Source organism: Xenorhabdus bovienii SS-2004 (assembly GCF_000027225.1).
Lineage (GTDB): Bacteria > Pseudomonadota > Gammaproteobacteria > Enterobacterales > Enterobacteriaceae > Xenorhabdus > Xenorhabdus bovienii_C.
Genome location: NC_013892.1, coordinates 355,862 through 373,130, shown reverse-complemented (window position 1 = coordinate 373,130; position 17,269 = coordinate 355,862). Strand labels below are relative to the sequence as shown.

Below are 17,269 nucleotides of genomic sequence, written 5' to 3'. Positions count from 1 at the left end.
ATCCGAACTTTAAAAGTGGGGTACCAGGTTCGCTTTCTGGATGTTGCTCAGTGCGAACACTTCGTCTTTTCCATCCACCGTAACCGTAATCATTTCACCATCGACAACTTTAATAATACCTTGCCATCTACGGCGATTCTGCATTGCCATACGTAAAACCAGACTAACTTCTTCACCCATAAAACGCTGGTAATGTTCAGCCTTAAACAGTGGACGTTCAAGTCCTGGTGAAGATATTTCCAGGTTATAAAGCACTGAGATCGGATCTTCGACATCGAGTACTGCACTGACCTGGTGGCTCACATCAGCACAATTATCAACAGTGATACCCTCCTCACTATCGATATAGACCCGCAGTGTTGATACACGTGCACGGATAAACTCCAGGCCCACTAATTCAAACCCCAAAGCTTCAACTGGTGCTGAAATCATCGCTGTTAATTTTTGCTCTAATGTGGACAAGCCCACCCCCAAGACATAAAAAAAGGGCTATATTAGCCCAGTAGTTCTGCTGTCAAATAACAAAAAACCCCGATACTCGGGGCTTTATGTAACTGGACCCTGTTTACTGCCAGTGGTCTCAACCAACTTCTTTTATACCTATCAAAACAACCTTTCAAATCAGGATCGATGTCTCTATGGCTGCTGAATTATAACTCTTGAAAAGGTATATGTTGTTAAGAAGTGGTTGCGGGAGCCGGATTTGAACCGACGACCTTCGGGTTATGAGCCCGACGAGCTACCATGCTGCTCCATCCCGCGTTCGAAAACGTGGCAAATCTTACGCTGATAATACTAAAAACGCAAGTTTCTAGATTATGGTGCCGAGGACGGGACTTGAACCCGTACGCCCGTTGTTTAGGCACTACCACCTCAAGGTAGCGTGTATACCAATTTCACCACCTCGGCACTGATTATAGAACTGTTATTTCAACCTGTCGCTTATACTTACTGCTTAAACTAATAACCTGGTTAAACTAACAACTCCATTTTAATTCTTTTACTGAAAATTACTGTGGGATATCACTATTTGGTTTTGCTGGCGATGCTGGTACTTCTGCTTGTTTTTCAACTTTTACAGGCTCAGCAAGATTTTCCCACTTACTGTCTGAACCAGTTCGGTTGCTGCTCATGTTACCCAGAATCAAACTGATAACAAAAAACAATGTAGCAAAAATAGCCGTCATACGGGTCATAAAATTACTAGATCCCGATGAACCAAACAGTGTTGCAGACGCACCCGCACCGAAAGAAGCACCCATATCAGCACCTTTACCCTGCTGTAGCAGAACCAGAGCAATTACTCCAAGACCAGCCAGCAAGAATACACCTAAAAGAGCTTCATACATATGTCGTACCTGTTTCCTCGTGGGGATTTACCACAATTCTGTAGCAACGTTATACTGCATCACCCGCTCATAATTAGAAAAATTAACTTATTGAGCGGGTGTGAATACTAACCAAAGCGTTTCAGACAAGCAAGGTTAATTTCAAATACTGGCGTTGTTCGAAGAAAAAATCAACAAATTACCCTGTTTTTTTCACGGCATCAGCAATACGGTGTGCCAATGCAGTGACCAATTCTTCATCTTCACCTTCCACCATCACACGGATAAGTGGCTCTGTGCCCGATTTACGTAGCAGTACTCGACCACGGCCGTTCAATTCAGCCTCAACCGATTTAACGGCTTCTAGCACAGATTCTGATTGCAGAGGATCGTTGTCACCTGCAAAACGGACATTTACCAAAATTTGTGGCAGAAGTTTCATGCCGCTGCAAAGGTCATGCAGGCTCATATTATTCCGTACCATCGCGCTCAGTATCTGCAATCCTGCCACAATGCCATCGCCAGTCGTAGTTTTATCCAGCAAAATCACATGACCGGAATTTTCCGCCCCTAGACGCCAACCTTTTTCTTGCAATTTTTCCAGTACGTAGCGATCGCCCACTTTTGCTCGCTCAAATGGGATGCCAAGCTGTTTAAGAGCCAATTCCAGCCCTATATTGCTCATTAGAGTACCAACCGCACCACCGCGCAGTTGCCCCTGTCTCAATGCCTCACGTGCAATGATATAGAGGATCTGGTCTCCATCCACTTTCTGTCCCAGATGATCAACCATGATAATGCGATCACCATCACCATCAAATGCCAGACCAACATCAGCCTGTTCTTCCTGTACCCGCTTCTGTAACAAGCGAACATCTGTTGCACCACACTCTTCATTAATGTTGATGCCATTCGGCTCACAGCCAATGGTCACAACATTCGCACCCAGCTCTCTGAGAACGTTCGGGGCAATATGATAGGTTGCACCATTGGCACAATCTAATACAACTTTCAATCCATTCAGGCTTTGTTCACTCGGGAATGTGCCTTTACAAAATTCAATATAACGACCAGCCGCATCAACAATCCGATTGGCACGCCCCAACTCAGCAGATTCTACGCAGGTCAGTGGTTTTTCCATTTCAGCTTCAATGGCTTCTTCAACATTATCAGGCAGTTTGGTTCCATCGATAGAGAAGAATTTAATACCGTTGTCATAGTAAGGATTGTGAGAGGCTGAAATGACAATTCCCGCTTCTGCGCGGAAAGTACGTGTCAAATAGGCCACAGCTGGTGTTGGCATGGGGCCAGTAAAAGATGCTGATAGACCCGCTGCTGCCAACCCTGCTTCTAGAGCAGACTCCAGCATATAGCCGGAAATACGCGTATCTTTACCAATGATAATCTTGCGAGAACCATGACGCGCCAGTACTTTTCCCGCAGCCCAACCGAGTTTCAAAACAAAATCAGGGGTAATTGGGCTATCACCCACTTTGCCACGAATACCATCAGTACCAAAATATTTACGGCTACTCATAAATTTTTTCTTCCTTTGCTGAACGTGTTCTTTGCTCACAGCGTGTTCTTGACAGCCAGTATGTTTTTCGCTGACAGTGTTGCCTGAACAATTTGCATTGTCTGTACGGTTTCTTTTACATCATGCACACGAATAATCTGGGCACCTTGCATCGCTGCAATCACAGCGCAGGCGATACTTCCTGTTACACACTCCTGCGGTGGTACATGAAGTAATTGGCCAATCATTGATTTGCGTGACATTCCAGCCAGAATAGGCAAGCCAAGATGATGGAATTCTTCCAAATGAGCCAATAGCTGATAATTATGCGATAAGTTCTTCCCGAAGCCGAAGCCTGGATCAAGGATCAGTTTGTTTTTTGCGATGCCTGCCGCAACACAGCGATCAATTTGCCTCGTCAAAAATGTTTTGGTTTCCCAAACGGCATCTTCATAGTATGGCTCTGCCTGCATAGTGCTGGGTTGTCCCTGCATGTGCATCAGGCAAACAGGCAATCCCGTCTTTACTGCTGCGTCAAGTGCACCAAACTCCTGCAACGAACGAATATCATTGATCATATGAGCCCCGACTTTAGCAGATTCCTGCATCACTATGGCTTTTGAGGTATCGATGGAGATCCATGCATCAAAACGCCGCGCCAGTGCTTCAACCACGGGGACAACGCGATCCAGTTCTTCCTGCTCACTCACATCCACGGCACCAGGGCGTGTCGATTCTCCACCCACATCAATAATGGCTGCACCTTCCTCGATCATTGTGGCTGCGTGCCGCAACGCGGCATCAAAGGTACTGTGATTGCCTCCATCTGAAAAAGAATCAGGAGTAACGTTCAGAATCCCCATTACTTGTGGACGGGAAAGATCGAGGACACTGCCTCTGGCTGTCAGTTTCATCGCTAGGGTGCCTTAATGTCAAAACCCCAGAAAGATCTGGGGTTTAATAAGTACAGTCTGTCAAATCCAAGGGCAACAGTCTGTAATTGCCCTTAATTTGATAAAGGTTGTTAACTGTATTATGCGGTTGGATTACCATCCGCAGGTTTCACAGTCTGCTGCGGAGATGACATATTATGACGGTTATTACCGCCATTATTGTTGTCACCTTCCCAACCTGCTGGTGAACGCACTGTTGTTCGATTCATCAAGTCATCAATCTGAGATACATCAATGGTTTCATACTTCATCAACGCATCTTTCATCGAATGCAGGATATCCAGATTATCCATCAGAATTTTACGGGCGCGTTGATAGTTACGATCGACGATAGCTTTCACTTCCTGATCAATTAAACGCGCAGTATCTTCCGACATGTGTTTTGCTTTAGCAACCGAACGGCCAAGGAAGATTTCGCCTTCTTCTTCCGCATACAGCAGTGGGCCCAGTTTTTCCGAAAAGCCCCACTGTGTCACCATGTTACGGGCAATGGATGTCGCCACCTTAATATCGTTGGATGCGCCAGTAGAAACACTGTCTACACCGTAGATAATTTCTTCTGCCAGACGGCCACCGTATAATGTTGAAAGCTGGCTTTCCAGTTTCTGGCGGCTCGCGCTGATCTGATCACCTTCTGGCAGGAAGAAAGTCACACCCAATGCACGACCGCGAGGAATAATCGTGACTTTATGAACAGGATCATGTTCTGGCACTAGACGGCCAATGATGGCGTGTCCTGCTTCATGATAAGCCGTGGATTCTTTCTGCTCTTCCGTCATGACCATGGAACGGCGTTCTGCACCCATCATGATCTTATCTTTTGCTTTTTCAAACTCCACCATGGAAACAACGCGCTTATTGCCACGAGCGGCAAACAAGGCAGCTTCGTTCGCAAGGTTCGCAAGATCTGCACCAGAGAAACCTGGTGTACCACGAGCAATGATGGAAGCGTCAACGTCGGTATCCAGCGGGATACGGCGCATATGCACTTTCAAAATCTGCTCACGACCGCGAACATCTGGCAGGCCAACAACGACTTGGCGGTCGAAGCGACCCGGACGCAGCAATGCAGGGTCCAGCACATCAGGACGGTTAGTTGCGGCAATAACGATGATGCCTTCATTACCTTCGAAACCATCCATTTCAACCAGCATCTGGTTCAGTGTCTGTTCACGTTCATCGTGTCCACCACCCAGACCAGCACCACGTTGACGGCCTACAGCATCAATTTCGTCGATGAAGATGATACAAGGCGCAGATTTTTTCGCCTGTTCAAACATATCACGAACACGGGAAGCTCCCACACCAACGAACATTTCAACGAAGTCAGAACCGGAAATGGTAAAGAAAGGCACTTTAGCCTCACCTGCGATGGCTTTTGCCAGCAACGTTTTACCTGTACCAGGAGGACCAACCATTAAGATACCTTTCGGGATCTTACCACCCAGTTTCTGGAAACGGCCAGGTTCACGCAGATATTCCACCAGTTCTCCCACTTCTTCTTTTGCTTCGTCGCAGCCAGCAACATCCGCAAACGTGGTTTTAATCTGATCTTCTGTCAACATGCGGGCTTTGCTCTTACCAAAAGACATCGCCCCTTTACCGCCACCACCTTGCATTTGGCGCATAAAGAATATCCAGACGCCAATCAGCAATAGCATTGGGAACCAGGAAATAAAGAGAGTCGCGAGCAGGCCCTGTTGTTCTGGTGGTTCACCAATAACTTTCACCTGCTTATTCAGTAGAGTATCCAGCAGCTTCTCATCCTGAATTGGCATGTAAGTGCTGTATTTTTTACCGTCGTCTTTCTTACTGTAATCAATATCACGACCCGATATACGTACTTCTCGCACTTGATTCTGAGATAACTCACTGATGAAATTAGAGTAATCTACCCTACGACCGCTAGAGTCGCCAGGACCAAAACTCTGGAACAATACCATCAAGACAACTGCGATGACTAACCAGAGAATCAGGTTTTTCGCCATGTCACTCAAGGGATTAACCTCATATTACAACTGTGTTAACAAATAGTAGTCAGGGTACTACAGTTTCCGCCCTGTCGCTACAATGTATACTTCACGCGATCGTGCCCGCGAAGCTTCTGGTTTACGAATTTTAACCTTCGTAAAAAGGGAGCGTATTTCCCTCAGGTATTCATCAAAGCCTTCTCCCTGAAACACTTTAACGATAAAACTGCCGCCAGGGGCCAGCACATCACGACACATACCTAACGCTAACTCAATCAGATACATGGATCGAGGAATATCGACCGCGGGGGTTCCACTCATATTGGGAGCCATATCCGACATGACAACCTGGACTTTATTATCACCCACTCTCTCAAGCAATGCTTTCAATACAAGTTCATCACGAAAATCGCCTTGAAGGAAATCAACTCCAACAATCGGATCCATTGGTAAAAGGTCGCAAGCAATCACCCGCCCACGATCACCAATCTGATTGACTACATATTGAGACCACCCTCCCGGAGAAGCGCCTAAATCAACAACGGTCATACCCGGTTTAAAGATTTTGTCGCTTTGTTGTATCCCATCAAGTTTAAACCAAGCGCGAGAGCGAAGCCCTTTTTTCTGCGCCTGAAGAACATATTTATCACTAAAATGTTCCTGTAACCAGCGACTAGAGCTTGCTGAGCGTTTTTTATTGGCCATTGTTCTTTCCAACTATACGAATAGAGAGCTATATTTTTGCACTCTCCTATCAAATCACGCCATACTTTTATGGTGATAGATACGAGATGGCGGTAGAATAGGCCGTTTTCAATCCCAACATAAGCAAAAAAACGATGACTCTTAACAAGAAACAAGTGCAATACCTGAAAAGTCTCGCTCATTCATTAAAGCCTGTCGTTATGATTGGTAACAACGGGCTGACTGAAGGCGTGTTGGCTGAAATCGAGCAAACTCTTTCGCATCACGAGCTTATCAAAGTCAAAGTTGCAGGCGAAGACCGTGAAATCAAAACTTTGATCGCTGAAGCGATTGTTCGTGAAACTGGTGCATATAATGTGCAAATCATTGGGAAAATGCTAGTTCTCTACCGTCCATCGAAAGAACGCAGGATTAGTTTACCGAAATAATCACAGCATATTTATACAAAAGTGCCATATCTACCATGATAAAAAAGGCCATCTCAGGCCTTTTTTATTTCCATATCAGCATAATGGCCGCTTGCCACGATTTCTCTGTAACAGTTTCTCACCCTCACAGGCAGGATTAAACTGTTTCCCAACATCAGAGATACTCGACATTCAGAACTTCATATTCCACTTTGCCGCCTGGCGTACTGATCACAGCAACATCATCCACTTCTTTACCAATCAGCCCACGAGCAATAGGTGAATTCACCGAAATCAGGTTCTCTTTGATATTCGCTTCATCGTCACCCACGATACGGTAAGTCTGTTCTTCATCAGAACCCATATTCAATACCGTTACCGTTGCCCCAAAGATCACACGACCATTATTAATCATCTTCGTGATATCAATCACCTGCGCATTGGAAAGTTTAGCTTCGATTTCCTGAATACGGCCTTCGCAGAACCCTTGCTGCTCACGAGCAGCATGATATTCCGCATTTTCTTTCAAATCACCATGCGCACGCGCATCAGCGATTGCGGTAATAATTTTAGGGCGACGTACATTTTTCAGATTTTCTAATTCTTCGCGCAATTTATCCGCGCCACGTACCGTCATCGGAATTTGTTTCATTTATCAAACCTCTAAATCAATCCTAAGACCAAACAACATCTTCCTGATTTTTGCAATAACAGCATAATGAGCACACCTTATCAGGCGAGTCTCCAGACAATAAAAAGAGAGCAAACTACAGTATACCCTGAAGTTCACATATCTATTTTGCCTGCTAATCTATTATTCTAACGTAGAGTTGATAATGGATCATCGTTTACTTTTTCCTGAATTTCACCTTAGTATTATTGATGTAAATATTTTTAGAATACTTTCACCTTCATATGCGAGATCTATGGCTCTTTTAAAGATTACCAGCAGAATAGCTTGTATGCTCAGTTTTAGTCTGAGCATTTTCAGTGCAAATGCTTCCTCAATAGAAGAAGATGCTCAATATTTGCCTGCGGGAACTGACTTCTCATTTATTGCCCAGAAAATTGGCTCAAAAACGCCCTTACTTGATTATAATGGGCAGCAATTGGCATTACCTGCCAGTACGCAGAAAATTGTGACGGCATTGGCAGCCCTGTTACAGCTTGGCAAGGATTACCGTTTTATCACCACACTGGAAAGTAATGCTGATATTTCAGATGGGATATTGAGAGGCAACCTAACTGCCCGTTTTGTTGGTGATCCAACGCTGACACGTTCGCAACTGCGCAATATGGTAGAAACGTTGAAACAATCCGGCATAAAACAGATTGATGGCGACCTCATCATAGACAGTTCAATTTTCTCAAGCCATGATAAAGCTCCGGGTTGGGTGTGGAATGACATGACCCAATGCTTCAGTGCACCTCCAGCCGCCGCAATTGTCGATAAAAACTGCTTTTCTGTTTCGCTGTACAGTTCAGAACAACCCGGTGAACTGGCGTTTGTCCGTGTTCCTTCTTTTTATCCTGTCAATATATTCAGTGAAGTAAAAACGCTGTCTAAAGGCTCTCCAGAAGCAAAATACTGTGAACTGGATGTTACTTCAGGTGAATTAAACAGATTTACTCTGACAGGCTGTCTGACACAACGCAGTGAGCCACTACCACTGGCATTCGCCATCCAGAATGGAGCTAGTTATGCAGGTGCCATTTTGAAAAATGAACTACATATCGCTGGCATTGAGCTAAAAGGTCACCTACGTCGCCAATCAGATCCTGAGCAACCAGAGAAGATTCTCGCTTTGAATGAATCTGCTCCATTGCATGTTCTGCTCAAAACCATGCTGAAAAAATCAGATAACATGATTGCCGATACCCTCTTTCGCACCCTCGGCCATCGCTATTTCAACGTGCCCGGAACATGGCGGACTGGTTCTGATGCCATTCGTCACATACTGAAACAAAAAGCAGGCATCGATCTAGGCAGTACCATCATGGTTGATGGTTCCGGCCTTTCACGCCACAATTTAATCACACCAGCAACCATGATGGAGATCTTGCAATTTATCGCGCAACATAATGATGATCTCGACTTTATCTCCATGCTACCAAAATCAGGTTATGACGGTACTCTGTCCTATCGTCCGGGACTCCATGAAGCGGGTGTAAATGGTAAAGTCTTTGCAAAAACAGGGTCACTGCAAGGGGTTTATAATCTTGCAGGCTTTATTACCGCTGCCAGCGGGCAGAAGATTGCTTTTGTCCAATTTATCTCTTCTTATTCTGTTTTACCTGACGATCAACGTACCCGCCGTATTCCTTTGGCTCGTTTCGAAAGCCATTTATATAAATCGTTATACCAAAATCATTGATCGAAAAAGGGCGCTTAAAAAGCGCCCTTTTATCATTCTTATACATCAGGAACGAAGATCTAGTGTTTATAAATAAACTCTATGCCTTCTTCGTCTCCCTCATCCCAGTCATCATCCAAATCATCGTCAACATCCGCATCAGATGATTGTTGTAACTGTTCCTTATGGTAATCATCCCACATGAATTCAACTTTTTCCGGCTGGGCTTCTGCCTCCACGTCCATATGGCGAGGCTGAGCTTTCATGAATTCCATGATGTCCCAGCAAAGCTCTTTCACACCCTGACGATTTACAGCTGAAATCATGTAATAATCACCTTCCCAGCCAAGCTCATCAGCAATGGCTTTTGCCCGCTGTTTAGCTTCTTCCGGATCGGTCAGATCGACTTTATTGAATACCAGCCAACGCGGTTTTTCTGCCAGTTTTTCGCTGTATTTATGCAGTTCTTTGATAATGATACGGGCATTTTCAACCGGATCAGATTCATCGAGCGGGCAGAGATCAATTAAGTGAAGTAAGACACGACAACGTTCCAAATGTTTCAGGAAACGAATACCCAAACCCACACCTTCTGACGCACCCTCGATCAAACCGGGAATATCTGCCACTACAAAGCTTTGCTCGTTATCCATCCGCACGACGCCAAGACTTGGCACCAGTGTCGTGAATGGGTAATCCGCCACTTTAGGTTTCGCCGCCGAAACAGAGCGAATGAAGGTGGATTTACCTGCATTAGGCATCCCCAGCATTCCCACGTCTGCCAGCAGCATCAGCTCCAGCATCAGCTCACGGCTTTCACCTGGCGTCCCCATAGTTTTTTGGCGGGGAGCACGGTTAACAGAAGATTTAAAGCGGGTATTACCAAGACCGTGGAACCCCCCTTTAGCAACCATCTGACGCTGCTCATGACGCACCATATCCGCAAGGACTTCCCCAGTCGCGATATCGCGCACACGGGTTCCTACTGGGACTTTGATGGTAATGTCTTGGCCACGTCTACCGGTACAACCACGGCTTTGTCCGTTTTGACCACGTTCAGCACGGAAGGATTTTTCAAAGCGGTAGTCAATCAGCGTATTGAGATTTTCATCTGCCAGCAGATAAACATCACCGCCGTCACCACCATCACCGCCGTCTGGCCCACCTTTTGGAATATATTTTTCTCGACGGAAGCTGACACAACCATTGCCACCATCTCCCGCTACAACCAGTATGCTGGCTTCATCTACAAATTTCATCACTTTTCTCCGTAGGATAACCACCGTAAAGCTGGATGGCTGCTGTACCCAGAGATGGCATAATTCAGAATATAAAAAGCCCCGCAACACACATTGCAGGGCTTCCGATTCGATTGAGACTCAAAAAATTTATTCAGCTACGATACTGATAAACTTACGGTTTTTTGAACCTTTAACTTCGAATTTAATTTTTCCGTCAGCTAATGCGAACAGGGTGTGGTCACGACCACAACCTACGTTGCTGCCTGCATGGAATTTAGTACCACGTTGACGAACAATGATGCTGCCTGCCAAAACAGACTCACCACCAAAACGTTTTACACCCAGACGTTTGCTTTCAGAATCGCGACCGTTACGAGTCGAGCCGCCAGCCTTTTTGTGTGCCATTAATCTGCTCTCCTAAAATCTTAAGCGATGCCAGTGATTTTAACATCAGTGAACCACTGACGGTGGCCCTGCTGCTTACGGCTGTGTTTACGACGACGAAACTTAACGATTTTAATTTTCTCGCCACGGCCATGAGCAACAACTTCAGCTTTAACTTTAACGCCTTCAACTACTGGAGCGCCGATCTTAATATCTTCACCATTAGCGACCATCAGAACCTGGTCAAACTCAACAGTTTCACCGGTTGCGATGTCCAGCTTTTCCAAGCGAATTGTCTGACCTTCGCTTACTCGGTGTTGTTTACCACCACTTTGGAAAACTGCGTACATATAAACTCCGCTTTCCGCGCACCCCCTAAAATATCTTTCCAGAGCGCGCTATAAAATATTCACAATAGGGCGCGAATTCTACGCAAAAACCGATTCGAAGACAAGTGCAGAATTAGAACAGATGAGAAAAAAACAGAGTTTTTCGATTGTCATTTATTTGAACGGTTTTTCAAGTACAATCGATACATCGTGATATCTGTTGATATGCTAATTTAATGAGCACAGCTCTGAATCAGAGTCCAAAGCCAAAACATGAATTTAGAATCAATAATTAAACTTACCGCTGATGATATGGCAGCGGTTAATGAAACCATTCTTAATCAATTAAATTCTGATGTTGCGCTGATCAACCAACTTGGCTACTACATTATCAGCGGCGGTGGTAAGCGTATTCGCCCAATGATTGCGGTACTGGCCGGAAAAGCACTTCATTGTGAAAAAGAAAAACATATCAAAGTTGCCGCCTTAATCGAATTTATTCACACTGCAACGCTATTGCATGACGATGTTGTCGATGAATCCGACATGCGCCGAGGCAAAGCGACAGCCAACGCTATGTATGGCAATGCGGCCAGTGTTCTGGTTGGTGATTTCATCTACACCCGATCGTTTCAGATGATGACTGATCTCGATTCTATGCGGGTACTGAAATTGATGTCCGACGCCACGAATGTCATTGCCGAAGGTGAGGTGATGCAGTTGATGAACTGCAATGATCCTGATACCTCAGAAGATGATTATATGCGTGTGATTTACAGTAAAACCGCTCGCCTGTTTGAGGTAGCGGCACACTCTGCGGCCATTTTATCCGGTGCGACACCAGAGCAGGAAGCTGCACTGCGTGACTATGGCCGTTATCTTGGCACGGCGTTTCAATTGATTGATGATCTGCTGGATTACGATTCAGATGACAGCACACTCGGTAAAAACACAGGGGACGACTTAAACGAAGGCAAACCTACACTGCCCCTTCTGCATGCCATGCATCATGGAGTCCCGGAGCAGTCTGCACTGATACGCAGTGCCATTGAGCAAGGCAATGGCCGCCATTTGTTAGATACCGTACTAGCAACAATGAAACAGTGTGGTTCACTTAAGTACACCCGCCAACGGGCGGAAGAAGAAGCAGATAAAGCCATTTCAGCGTTACAAGTACTGGATGAGTCTCCATATAAGGCGGCCCTTGTGGGATTAGCCCATGTCGCGGTACAGCGACTTTCCTGATCTGAGCTAATCAGTATCCCAGATTGCTCAATCTGGGATACTGTCTTTATTTTCAACCTCTTGAATTCCTATGTATTGGACTAGGCTAGCCAGCCCTTTCCTCAAAATGAACTTAACCATGCGTTCCCTTTCGGGTTTGGTTAATTGATAATAAGCTTCAATCCAAATCATGAACGGATCCTGACGCTTATTCCGATAATACTCGACCGAACTTTCACTGACGGCCAGTACATTCAGAACTTCTTCGGGCAAGCTGTTGACATGATATTCGAGAGCTTTCCCCTGTACTCCGCGCTTACGGCGTTGCTCCCAACCTTCGCGCCTTGCCATCAAATTGACGCCTTGGGGAGACGATGGCAGACCTGCGAGGCCAATGAGTTCTTTTGCAGAATACCAATCTTTTTTCATCTTTTTATCCTCGCTTTACATCGGAGCAGTGTAGAGGAAGCCAAATTTTAAACATTTGGCTTTTCAAAAGCTGCCTCAAGTAGCTATGATTTTTTCCAAAAAACTTCTTATGCCATCTCGTAATATCACTTCTGTAATCGCCTCCTTTTCTTCATCGGAGAGTAAATTAAATGCACTCACCCAAATGGATAGAGGATCTTGTTTCTGAACCTGATATTCAGGTGATATTTCATGAAGCTCCAGAGCCGACAATGTTGATTCAGGAAAACAAGAATAGTGATATTCAATAGCCCTGCCTTGAACACCTGCTCGTTTCTGTCTCAACCATTCTTCACGTTTTGCTCTGGCATTAACTCCTTGTGGTGATCTAGGTAACTCACCTACACCGGTCAACTCCATTGCCGTATACCACTCTTTTTTCATAATGTTTCTCTATTTTTGTAACCAAGTTCAAAAAAGAAGTTATTAAGAAAAAATTAGAAATATTTTTAGGAAAAATAATGTTATTTTATTTTCTTAATAACAGATTCGTGTTCGTTATTAATTTCACACTAACGCTTTAGTTATACCACTAATGTGGCTTCAAATTTAATAGGAAAGGATTAAAAAAATGATTTCTATGAAATCGGATTGGCATCCTGCTGATATTATTGCTGCTTTACGTAAACGCGGAACGACACTGGCTGCCGTTTCACGCGAAGCAGGGTTAAGCTCATCAACTTTGGCGAATACACTTTCTCGCCCATGGCCTAAGGGAGAATGGATAATAGCGAATTACTTAGGATTACATCCGGCTGAAATATGGCCTAGTCGTTATTTCGATCCACATACAGGAGAACTATTAGAAAGGAAAATTAGAGAAAAAAAGAATAATTAGCTATCAATATAATTATTGAAAGAAAAACCGCTAGTTATTTTTGAGCTAGCGGTTTCAGTTATCTAATATATTTAACTTAATTCGTATATTAATAAATTACAAATTAAATGAATTAACCGTTAATAAATTTCTCGCCTAATTCGATATCTTTTTTGAGAACGCCCAACATACTATCCAGTGACTTCTGTTCAAAATCGCTAAGTTTGCCGATATCTAAACGTTCTTCGATACCATTTTTACCTAAACGAACAGGCTGAGCGAAGAAACGGGCATATTTACCATCACCTTCTACATAACTGCACTCGATGACATTGCTTTCACCCTGCAAGCCACGGATCAAAGAAAGACCCAGACGTGCCGCTGCCTGCCCCATAGACAGAGTTGCAGATCCGCCACCTGCTTTCGCTTCAACCACTTCAGTACCTGCGTTCTGAATACGTTTGGTTAACGCTTCAACTTCTTCATCAGTGAAGCTGACGCCCTGAATTTGCGACAGCAATGGCAGGATAGTCACACCAGAGTGCCCACCAATAACAGGCACTTCCAATTCCTCAGAGTTCTTACCTTTCAGTTCTGCAACAAAAGTATTGGAACGAATGATATCCAGCGTTGTAATACCGAACAGACGGTTTCTGTCGTAAACACCTTCTTTTTTCAGAACCTCAGCCGCTATCGCCACAGTAGTATTCACAGGGTTCGTGATAATACCGATTAATGCTTTTGGACAAGCCTTAGCTACCTGCTGAACCAGATTACGGATGATACCCGCATTGATATTGAACAGATCTGAACGATCCATGCCTGGTTTACGCGCCACACCTGCAGAGATTAATACAACATCTGCGCCTACCAATGCAGGGGTTGCATCTTCACCAGCAAAACCAGTGACTTTCACTTCCGTTGGGATATGACTAAGATCGGCTGCCACACCTGGAGTCACCGGAGCAATGTCATACAAGGAAAGTTCTGAACCTGAAGGAAGCTGGGTCTTGAGTAGAAGGGCAAGTGCCTGACCAATACCACCGGCTGCACCGAGAACTGCAACTTTCATCCTGATACTCCTTAAATAAGTGCTGTAAAAAACTTAAACCTGTCTGGTTAAGAGCCTGAACCTATTTCCCTACATTCAATGCATGTATGGGATAGATTCTCAGCCCCACTGATCACTACGTATTAAGAACAATCTGTTAACAGACAGATTATCTACCTAATGGCTTGATGATGAAACACCAAAGTTATTTTATTCTAGACAAAAGGCTTATCTGTTAATGAGATAACGGACACTTTTTTGAGAATTAATCCTGTTATATTATTAATAACTTAGTTGATTACCTTACTCTTATCTCCCAAACCAAACAACACCATTTAATTAACAATATATTTACCATACTCAAAATGTGGGAAAGGAAACGCAGAGAAAATGTACACATGAGTATTACTGACGACTAATAAAGATATATTGGGAGAATGAAAATAATGTAATTATGATTATTATTTTAGTTTTTTCTTCTCTTCCTTGAATAAAAATTCACTCTTTCGCATAATCATAGCTTCATAACGGATTCAATGATGGTGAAATATGCGTGTTCCTTCGAAACAGGAAGATTTGGTCAAGGCTTTCAAAGCCTTATTGAAAGAAGAAAAATTCAGCTCTCAAGGTGAAATAGTCGCAGCACTTCAGGAAGAAGGCTTTGAAAACATTAACCAATCTAAAGTTTCCAGAATGCTGACTAAATTTGGCGCAGTCCGAACCCGTAATGCAAAAATGGAGATGGTCTACTGCTTACCCGCAGAATTAGGTGTTCCCACAGCCACAAGCCCATTGAAAAATCTGGTCTTAGATGTCGATTATAATCATTGTGTTGTGGTTATTCGCACCAGTCCGGGCGCTGCACAGTTGATTGCACGCTTACTGGATTCCCTGGGTAAAGCAGAAGGAATACTTGGCAGTATTGCAGGGGATGACACTATTTTTACGACACCAGCACAGGACTTTACAACAAAGCAGCTCTATGAGGCTATTCTCGATCTTTTTGATCAAGAACTTTAACCCTGTCGTATAACCCAATAGATTTCAAGTTGCAGCACGGCGGCAGACAAACGGAACCCTGGGAATATATAGATTAAAGAGGATCGCACAGCTAATGCGATCCCCCCACTCTGACGATTTTGACAATCAAGCCTCGTGCACTTTCTTACCCAGCTCAGTCAGCAACTTCTCGTGAATGCCATCGAATCCACCATTACTCATGATAAGAATGTAATCACCCGGTTGTGCCGCCTCAACAATCATACGTACCAAAGCATCAATATCTGCACTCCAACGAGCAGGTTGGATGCAGTGTTCTGCAATTTCTGCTACCTGCCACGGAATATTGGCAGGTTGATACAAGAAGACTTCATCAGCACGCCCCAGAGAAGGCGCAATATCATTTTTGCTCATGCCCATTTTCATGGTATTTGAACGCGGTTCTAGCACAGCAAGAATACGAGCGACACCGCCAACTTTACTTCTCAGCGCTGCCAGTGTCACCAAAATTGCAGTGGGATGATGAGCAAAATCGTCATAAACTGAGATACCATTCACTTCACCACGCAATTCAAGACGGCGGCGCGCATTGATAAAATCGCCCAGTACCTGACAAGCATCCGCAGGCTGAACACCAACATGATGGGCAGCCGCAATTGCGATCAAACCATTGTGCATGTTGTGTTCACCCACCAATGACCAGTTCACTTCACCAACCTGTTCACTTTGATGGAACACTTGGTAGATGCTGCTATCCTGACTGACTTTCTTCGTTTGCCAGTTACCTGTTTCCCCGACATGTTCCAGCTCACTCCAGCATCCCATTCCTATCACATGTTTCAGGTTAATGTCATTATCGGGTACCAGAATCTTACCACTTCCCGGCACAACCCTGACGAGATGGTGGAACTGCTTTTGGACGGCCGCTAAATTTTCAAAAATATCAGCATGATCAAATTCAAGGTTATTCATGATTAGCGTGCGGGGGCCGTAATGCACAAATTTTGAACGCTTATCAAAAAACGCGCAGTCATACTCATCCGCTTCAATCACGAAAAATGGACTTTCACCGATTTGTGCTGAAACGTCAAAATTACCCGGCACACCGCCGATCAGGAACCCCGGCTTATAACCGCAGGCTTCTAAGATCCATGCTAACATTCCTGCGGTTGTCGTTTTACCATGCGTTCCAGCGACGGCTAACACCCAGCGTTCTGGCAAAACATGATCATGTAGCCACTGTGGGCCAGATGTATAAGGAATGCCACGATCCAGCACCGCTTCCACACAGGGATTACCACGTGTCATGGCATTGCCAATGATTACCATATCTGGCTCAGGATCGAGCTGTGAAGGATCATATCCTTGAATCAGCTCAATGCCCTGTTTTTCCAGAAGGGTACTCATTGGGGGATACACATTGGCATCAGAACCAGTAACTTCATGACCTAATGAACGAGCGAGGATCGCTAGCCCTCCCATGAAAGTACCGCAGATGCCAAGAATATGAATACGCATTTATT

General features: G+C 44.6%; 19 protein-coding genes and 2 tRNA genes. 5 read left to right on the top strand and 16 right to left on the bottom strand.

Going from position 1 to position 17,269, the window contains the following annotated elements; genetic code table 11:
• Positions 1-9: 9 nt before the first annotated feature.
• The 8 genes from rimP to rlmE all read right to left on the bottom strand — a co-directional run bounded on the left by rimP (position 10) and on the right by rlmE (position 6,472).
• Positions 10-462, bottom strand: coding sequence for a ribosome maturation factor RimP (gene rimP / locus XBJ1_RS01610; protein ID WP_038184663.1), 453 nt, complete (start codon positions 460-462; stop codon positions 10-12).
• A gap of 223 nt (positions 463-685) precedes the next feature.
• Positions 686-762: transfer RNA gene (locus XBJ1_RS01605), tRNA-Met, on the bottom strand.
• A 57-nt stretch (positions 763-819) separates the two neighbouring features.
• Positions 820-909, bottom strand: a tRNA-Leu gene (locus XBJ1_RS01600).
• Positions 910-1,010: 101 nt separating this feature from the next.
• Positions 1,011-1,349: a preprotein translocase subunit SecG gene (secG, locus tag XBJ1_RS01595; RefSeq protein WP_012986974.1), complete on the bottom strand. Its 339-nt coding sequence runs from the start codon at positions 1,347-1,349 to the stop codon at positions 1,011-1,013.
• A 178-nt stretch (positions 1,350-1,527) separates the two neighbouring features.
• Entirely contained in the window at positions 1,528-2,865 is a 1,338-nt protein-coding gene (glmM, locus tag XBJ1_RS01590; protein ID WP_012986973.1) for a phosphoglucosamine mutase, read from the bottom strand.
• A 35-nt stretch (positions 2,866-2,900) separates the two neighbouring features.
• Entirely contained in the window at positions 2,901-3,758 is an 858-nt protein-coding gene (folP, locus tag XBJ1_RS01585) for a dihydropteroate synthase (RefSeq protein WP_012986972.1), read from the bottom strand.
• A gap of 119 nt (positions 3,759-3,877) precedes the next feature.
• Positions 3,878-5,794: an ATP-dependent zinc metalloprotease FtsH gene (gene ftsH / locus XBJ1_RS01580; RefSeq protein ID WP_012986971.1), complete on the bottom strand. Its 1,917-nt coding sequence runs from the start codon at positions 5,792-5,794 to the stop codon at positions 3,878-3,880.
• A gap of 48 nt (positions 5,795-5,842) precedes the next feature.
• Positions 5,843-6,472: a 23S rRNA (uridine(2552)-2'-O)-methyltransferase RlmE gene (rlmE, locus tag XBJ1_RS01575; protein ID WP_012986970.1), complete on the bottom strand. Its 630-nt coding sequence runs from the start codon at positions 6,470-6,472 to the stop codon at positions 5,843-5,845.
• Between the two features lie 134 nt (positions 6,473-6,606).
• Between rlmE and yhbY the strand changes: the two genes are divergently transcribed.
• Positions 6,607-6,900, top strand: coding sequence for a ribosome assembly RNA-binding protein YhbY (gene yhbY / locus XBJ1_RS01570; protein ID WP_012986969.1), 294 nt, complete (start codon positions 6,607-6,609; stop codon positions 6,898-6,900).
• A 154-nt stretch (positions 6,901-7,054) separates the two neighbouring features.
• On the opposite strand, the gene greA is transcribed toward yhbY, so the two are convergent.
• Positions 7,055-7,531, bottom strand: a complete 477-nt coding sequence (gene greA / locus XBJ1_RS01565; RefSeq protein WP_012986968.1) for a transcription elongation factor GreA — start codon at positions 7,529-7,531, stop codon at positions 7,055-7,057.
• Positions 7,532-7,805: 274 nt separating this feature from the next.
• Here greA and dacB point away from each other — a divergent pair, with 274 nt between their 5' ends.
• Positions 7,806-9,254 (top strand): serine-type D-Ala-D-Ala carboxypeptidase, encoded by a 1,449-nt coding sequence (gene dacB, locus XBJ1_RS01560; protein ID WP_038198278.1) that lies wholly within the window; start codon positions 7,806-7,808, stop codon positions 9,252-9,254.
• Positions 9,255-9,313: 59 nt separating this feature from the next.
• Here the strand turns inward: dacB and cgtA are convergent, their stop codons facing one another.
• From cgtA to rplU, 3 genes are all read right to left on the bottom strand, one after another.
• Positions 9,314-10,492, bottom strand: a complete 1,179-nt coding sequence (cgtA, locus tag XBJ1_RS01555; RefSeq protein ID WP_012986966.1) for an Obg family GTPase CgtA — start codon at positions 10,490-10,492, stop codon at positions 9,314-9,316.
• Between the two features lie 129 nt (positions 10,493-10,621).
• Positions 10,622-10,879, bottom strand: coding sequence for a 50S ribosomal protein L27 (gene rpmA / locus XBJ1_RS01550; RefSeq protein ID WP_012986965.1), 258 nt, complete (start codon positions 10,877-10,879; stop codon positions 10,622-10,624).
• A 20-nt stretch (positions 10,880-10,899) separates the two neighbouring features.
• Complete coding sequence (gene rplU, locus XBJ1_RS01545) at positions 10,900-11,208, bottom strand: 50S ribosomal protein L21 (RefSeq protein ID WP_012986964.1); 309 nt, start codon at positions 11,206-11,208, stop codon at positions 10,900-10,902.
• Between the two features lie 252 nt (positions 11,209-11,460).
• Here rplU and ispB point away from each other — a divergent pair, with 252 nt between their 5' ends.
• Positions 11,461-12,432, top strand: a complete 972-nt coding sequence (gene ispB / locus XBJ1_RS01540; protein ID WP_012986963.1) for an octaprenyl diphosphate synthase — start codon at positions 11,461-11,463, stop codon at positions 12,430-12,432.
• Between the two features lie 27 nt (positions 12,433-12,459).
• Here ispB and XBJ1_RS01535 read toward each other — a convergent pair whose 3' ends face one another.
• A complete protein-coding gene (locus tag XBJ1_RS01535) occupies positions 12,460-12,840 on the bottom strand; it encodes a DNA-binding protein (RefSeq protein WP_012986962.1) in 381 nt (126 codons plus the stop codon).
• A gap of 75 nt (positions 12,841-12,915) precedes the next feature.
• Positions 12,916-13,263, bottom strand: coding sequence for a DNA-binding protein (locus XBJ1_RS01530; protein WP_012986961.1), 348 nt, complete (start codon positions 13,261-13,263; stop codon positions 12,916-12,918).
• A gap of 187 nt (positions 13,264-13,450) precedes the next feature.
• On the opposite strand from XBJ1_RS01530, the gene XBJ1_RS01525 reads away from it, so the two are divergent.
• On the top strand, positions 13,451-13,717 hold the full coding sequence (locus XBJ1_RS01525) for a helix-turn-helix domain-containing protein (RefSeq protein WP_012986960.1): 267 nt from the start codon (positions 13,451-13,453) through the stop codon (positions 13,715-13,717).
• A gap of 112 nt (positions 13,718-13,829) precedes the next feature.
• Here XBJ1_RS01525 and mdh read toward each other — a convergent pair whose 3' ends face one another.
• The gene (gene mdh, locus XBJ1_RS01520; protein ID WP_012986959.1) at positions 13,830-14,768 is read right to left on the bottom strand and encodes a malate dehydrogenase; all 939 of its coding nucleotides are present in this window, start codon (positions 14,766-14,768) and stop codon (positions 13,830-13,832) included.
• Between the two features lie 528 nt (positions 14,769-15,296).
• Between mdh and argR the strand changes: the two genes are divergently transcribed.
• On the top strand, positions 15,297-15,767 hold the full coding sequence (gene argR / locus XBJ1_RS01515; protein ID WP_012986958.1) for a transcriptional regulator ArgR: 471 nt from the start codon (positions 15,297-15,299) through the stop codon (positions 15,765-15,767).
• Between the two features lie 126 nt (positions 15,768-15,893).
• Here the strand turns inward: argR and mpl are convergent, their stop codons facing one another.
• Positions 15,894-17,264, bottom strand: coding sequence for a UDP-N-acetylmuramate:L-alanyl-gamma-D-glutamyl-meso-diaminopimelate ligase (mpl, locus tag XBJ1_RS01510; protein ID WP_012986957.1), 1,371 nt, complete (start codon positions 17,262-17,264; stop codon positions 15,894-15,896).
• Positions 17,265-17,269: the final 5 nt, after the last annotated feature.

Excerpts from the sequence above, each read along its gene's own strand:
- secG (WP_012986974.1), bottom strand. The coding sequence starts at position 1,349 with ATGTATGAAGCTCTTTTAGGTGTATTCTTGCTGGCTGGTCTTGGAGTA.
- glmM (WP_012986973.1), bottom strand. The coding sequence starts at position 2,865 with ATGAGTAGCCGTAAATATTTTGGTACTGATGGTATTCGTGGCAAAGTG.
- folP (WP_012986972.1), bottom strand. The coding sequence starts at position 3,758 with ATGAAACTGACAGCCAGAGGCAGTGTCCTCGATCTTTCCCGTCCACAA.
- rlmE (WP_012986970.1), bottom strand. The coding sequence starts at position 6,472 with ATGGCCAATAAAAAACGCTCAGCAAGCTCTAGTCGCTGGTTACAGGAA.
- yhbY (WP_012986969.1), top strand. The coding sequence starts at position 6,607 with ATGACTCTTAACAAGAAACAAGTGCAATACCTGAAAAGTCTCGCTCAT.
- greA (WP_012986968.1), bottom strand. The coding sequence starts at position 7,531 with ATGAAACAAATTCCGATGACGGTACGTGGCGCGGATAAATTGCGCGAA.
- dacB (WP_038198278.1), top strand. The coding sequence starts at position 7,806 with ATGGCTCTTTTAAAGATTACCAGCAGAATAGCTTGTATGCTCAGTTTT.
- cgtA (WP_012986966.1), bottom strand. The coding sequence starts at position 10,492 with ATGAAATTTGTAGATGAAGCCAGCATACTGGTTGTAGCGGGAGATGGT.
- rpmA (WP_012986965.1), bottom strand. The coding sequence starts at position 10,879 with ATGGCACACAAAAAGGCTGGCGGCTCGACTCGTAACGGTCGCGATTCT.
- rplU (WP_012986964.1), bottom strand. The coding sequence starts at position 11,208 with ATGTACGCAGTTTTCCAAAGTGGTGGTAAACAACACCGAGTAAGCGAA.
- ispB (WP_012986963.1), top strand. The coding sequence starts at position 11,461 with ATGAATTTAGAATCAATAATTAAACTTACCGCTGATGATATGGCAGCG.
- XBJ1_RS01535 (WP_012986962.1), bottom strand. The coding sequence starts at position 12,840 with ATGAAAAAAGATTGGTATTCTGCAAAAGAACTCATTGGCCTCGCAGGT.
- XBJ1_RS01530 (WP_012986961.1), bottom strand. The coding sequence starts at position 13,263 with ATGAAAAAAGAGTGGTATACGGCAATGGAGTTGACCGGTGTAGGTGAG.
- XBJ1_RS01525 (WP_012986960.1), top strand. The coding sequence starts at position 13,451 with ATGATTTCTATGAAATCGGATTGGCATCCTGCTGATATTATTGCTGCT.
- mdh (WP_012986959.1), bottom strand. The coding sequence starts at position 14,768 with ATGAAAGTTGCAGTTCTCGGTGCAGCCGGTGGTATTGGTCAGGCACTT.
- argR (WP_012986958.1), top strand. The coding sequence starts at position 15,297 with ATGCGTGTTCCTTCGAAACAGGAAGATTTGGTCAAGGCTTTCAAAGCC.
- mpl (WP_012986957.1), bottom strand. The coding sequence starts at position 17,264 with ATGCGTATTCATATTCTTGGCATCTGCGGTACTTTCATGGGAGGGCTA.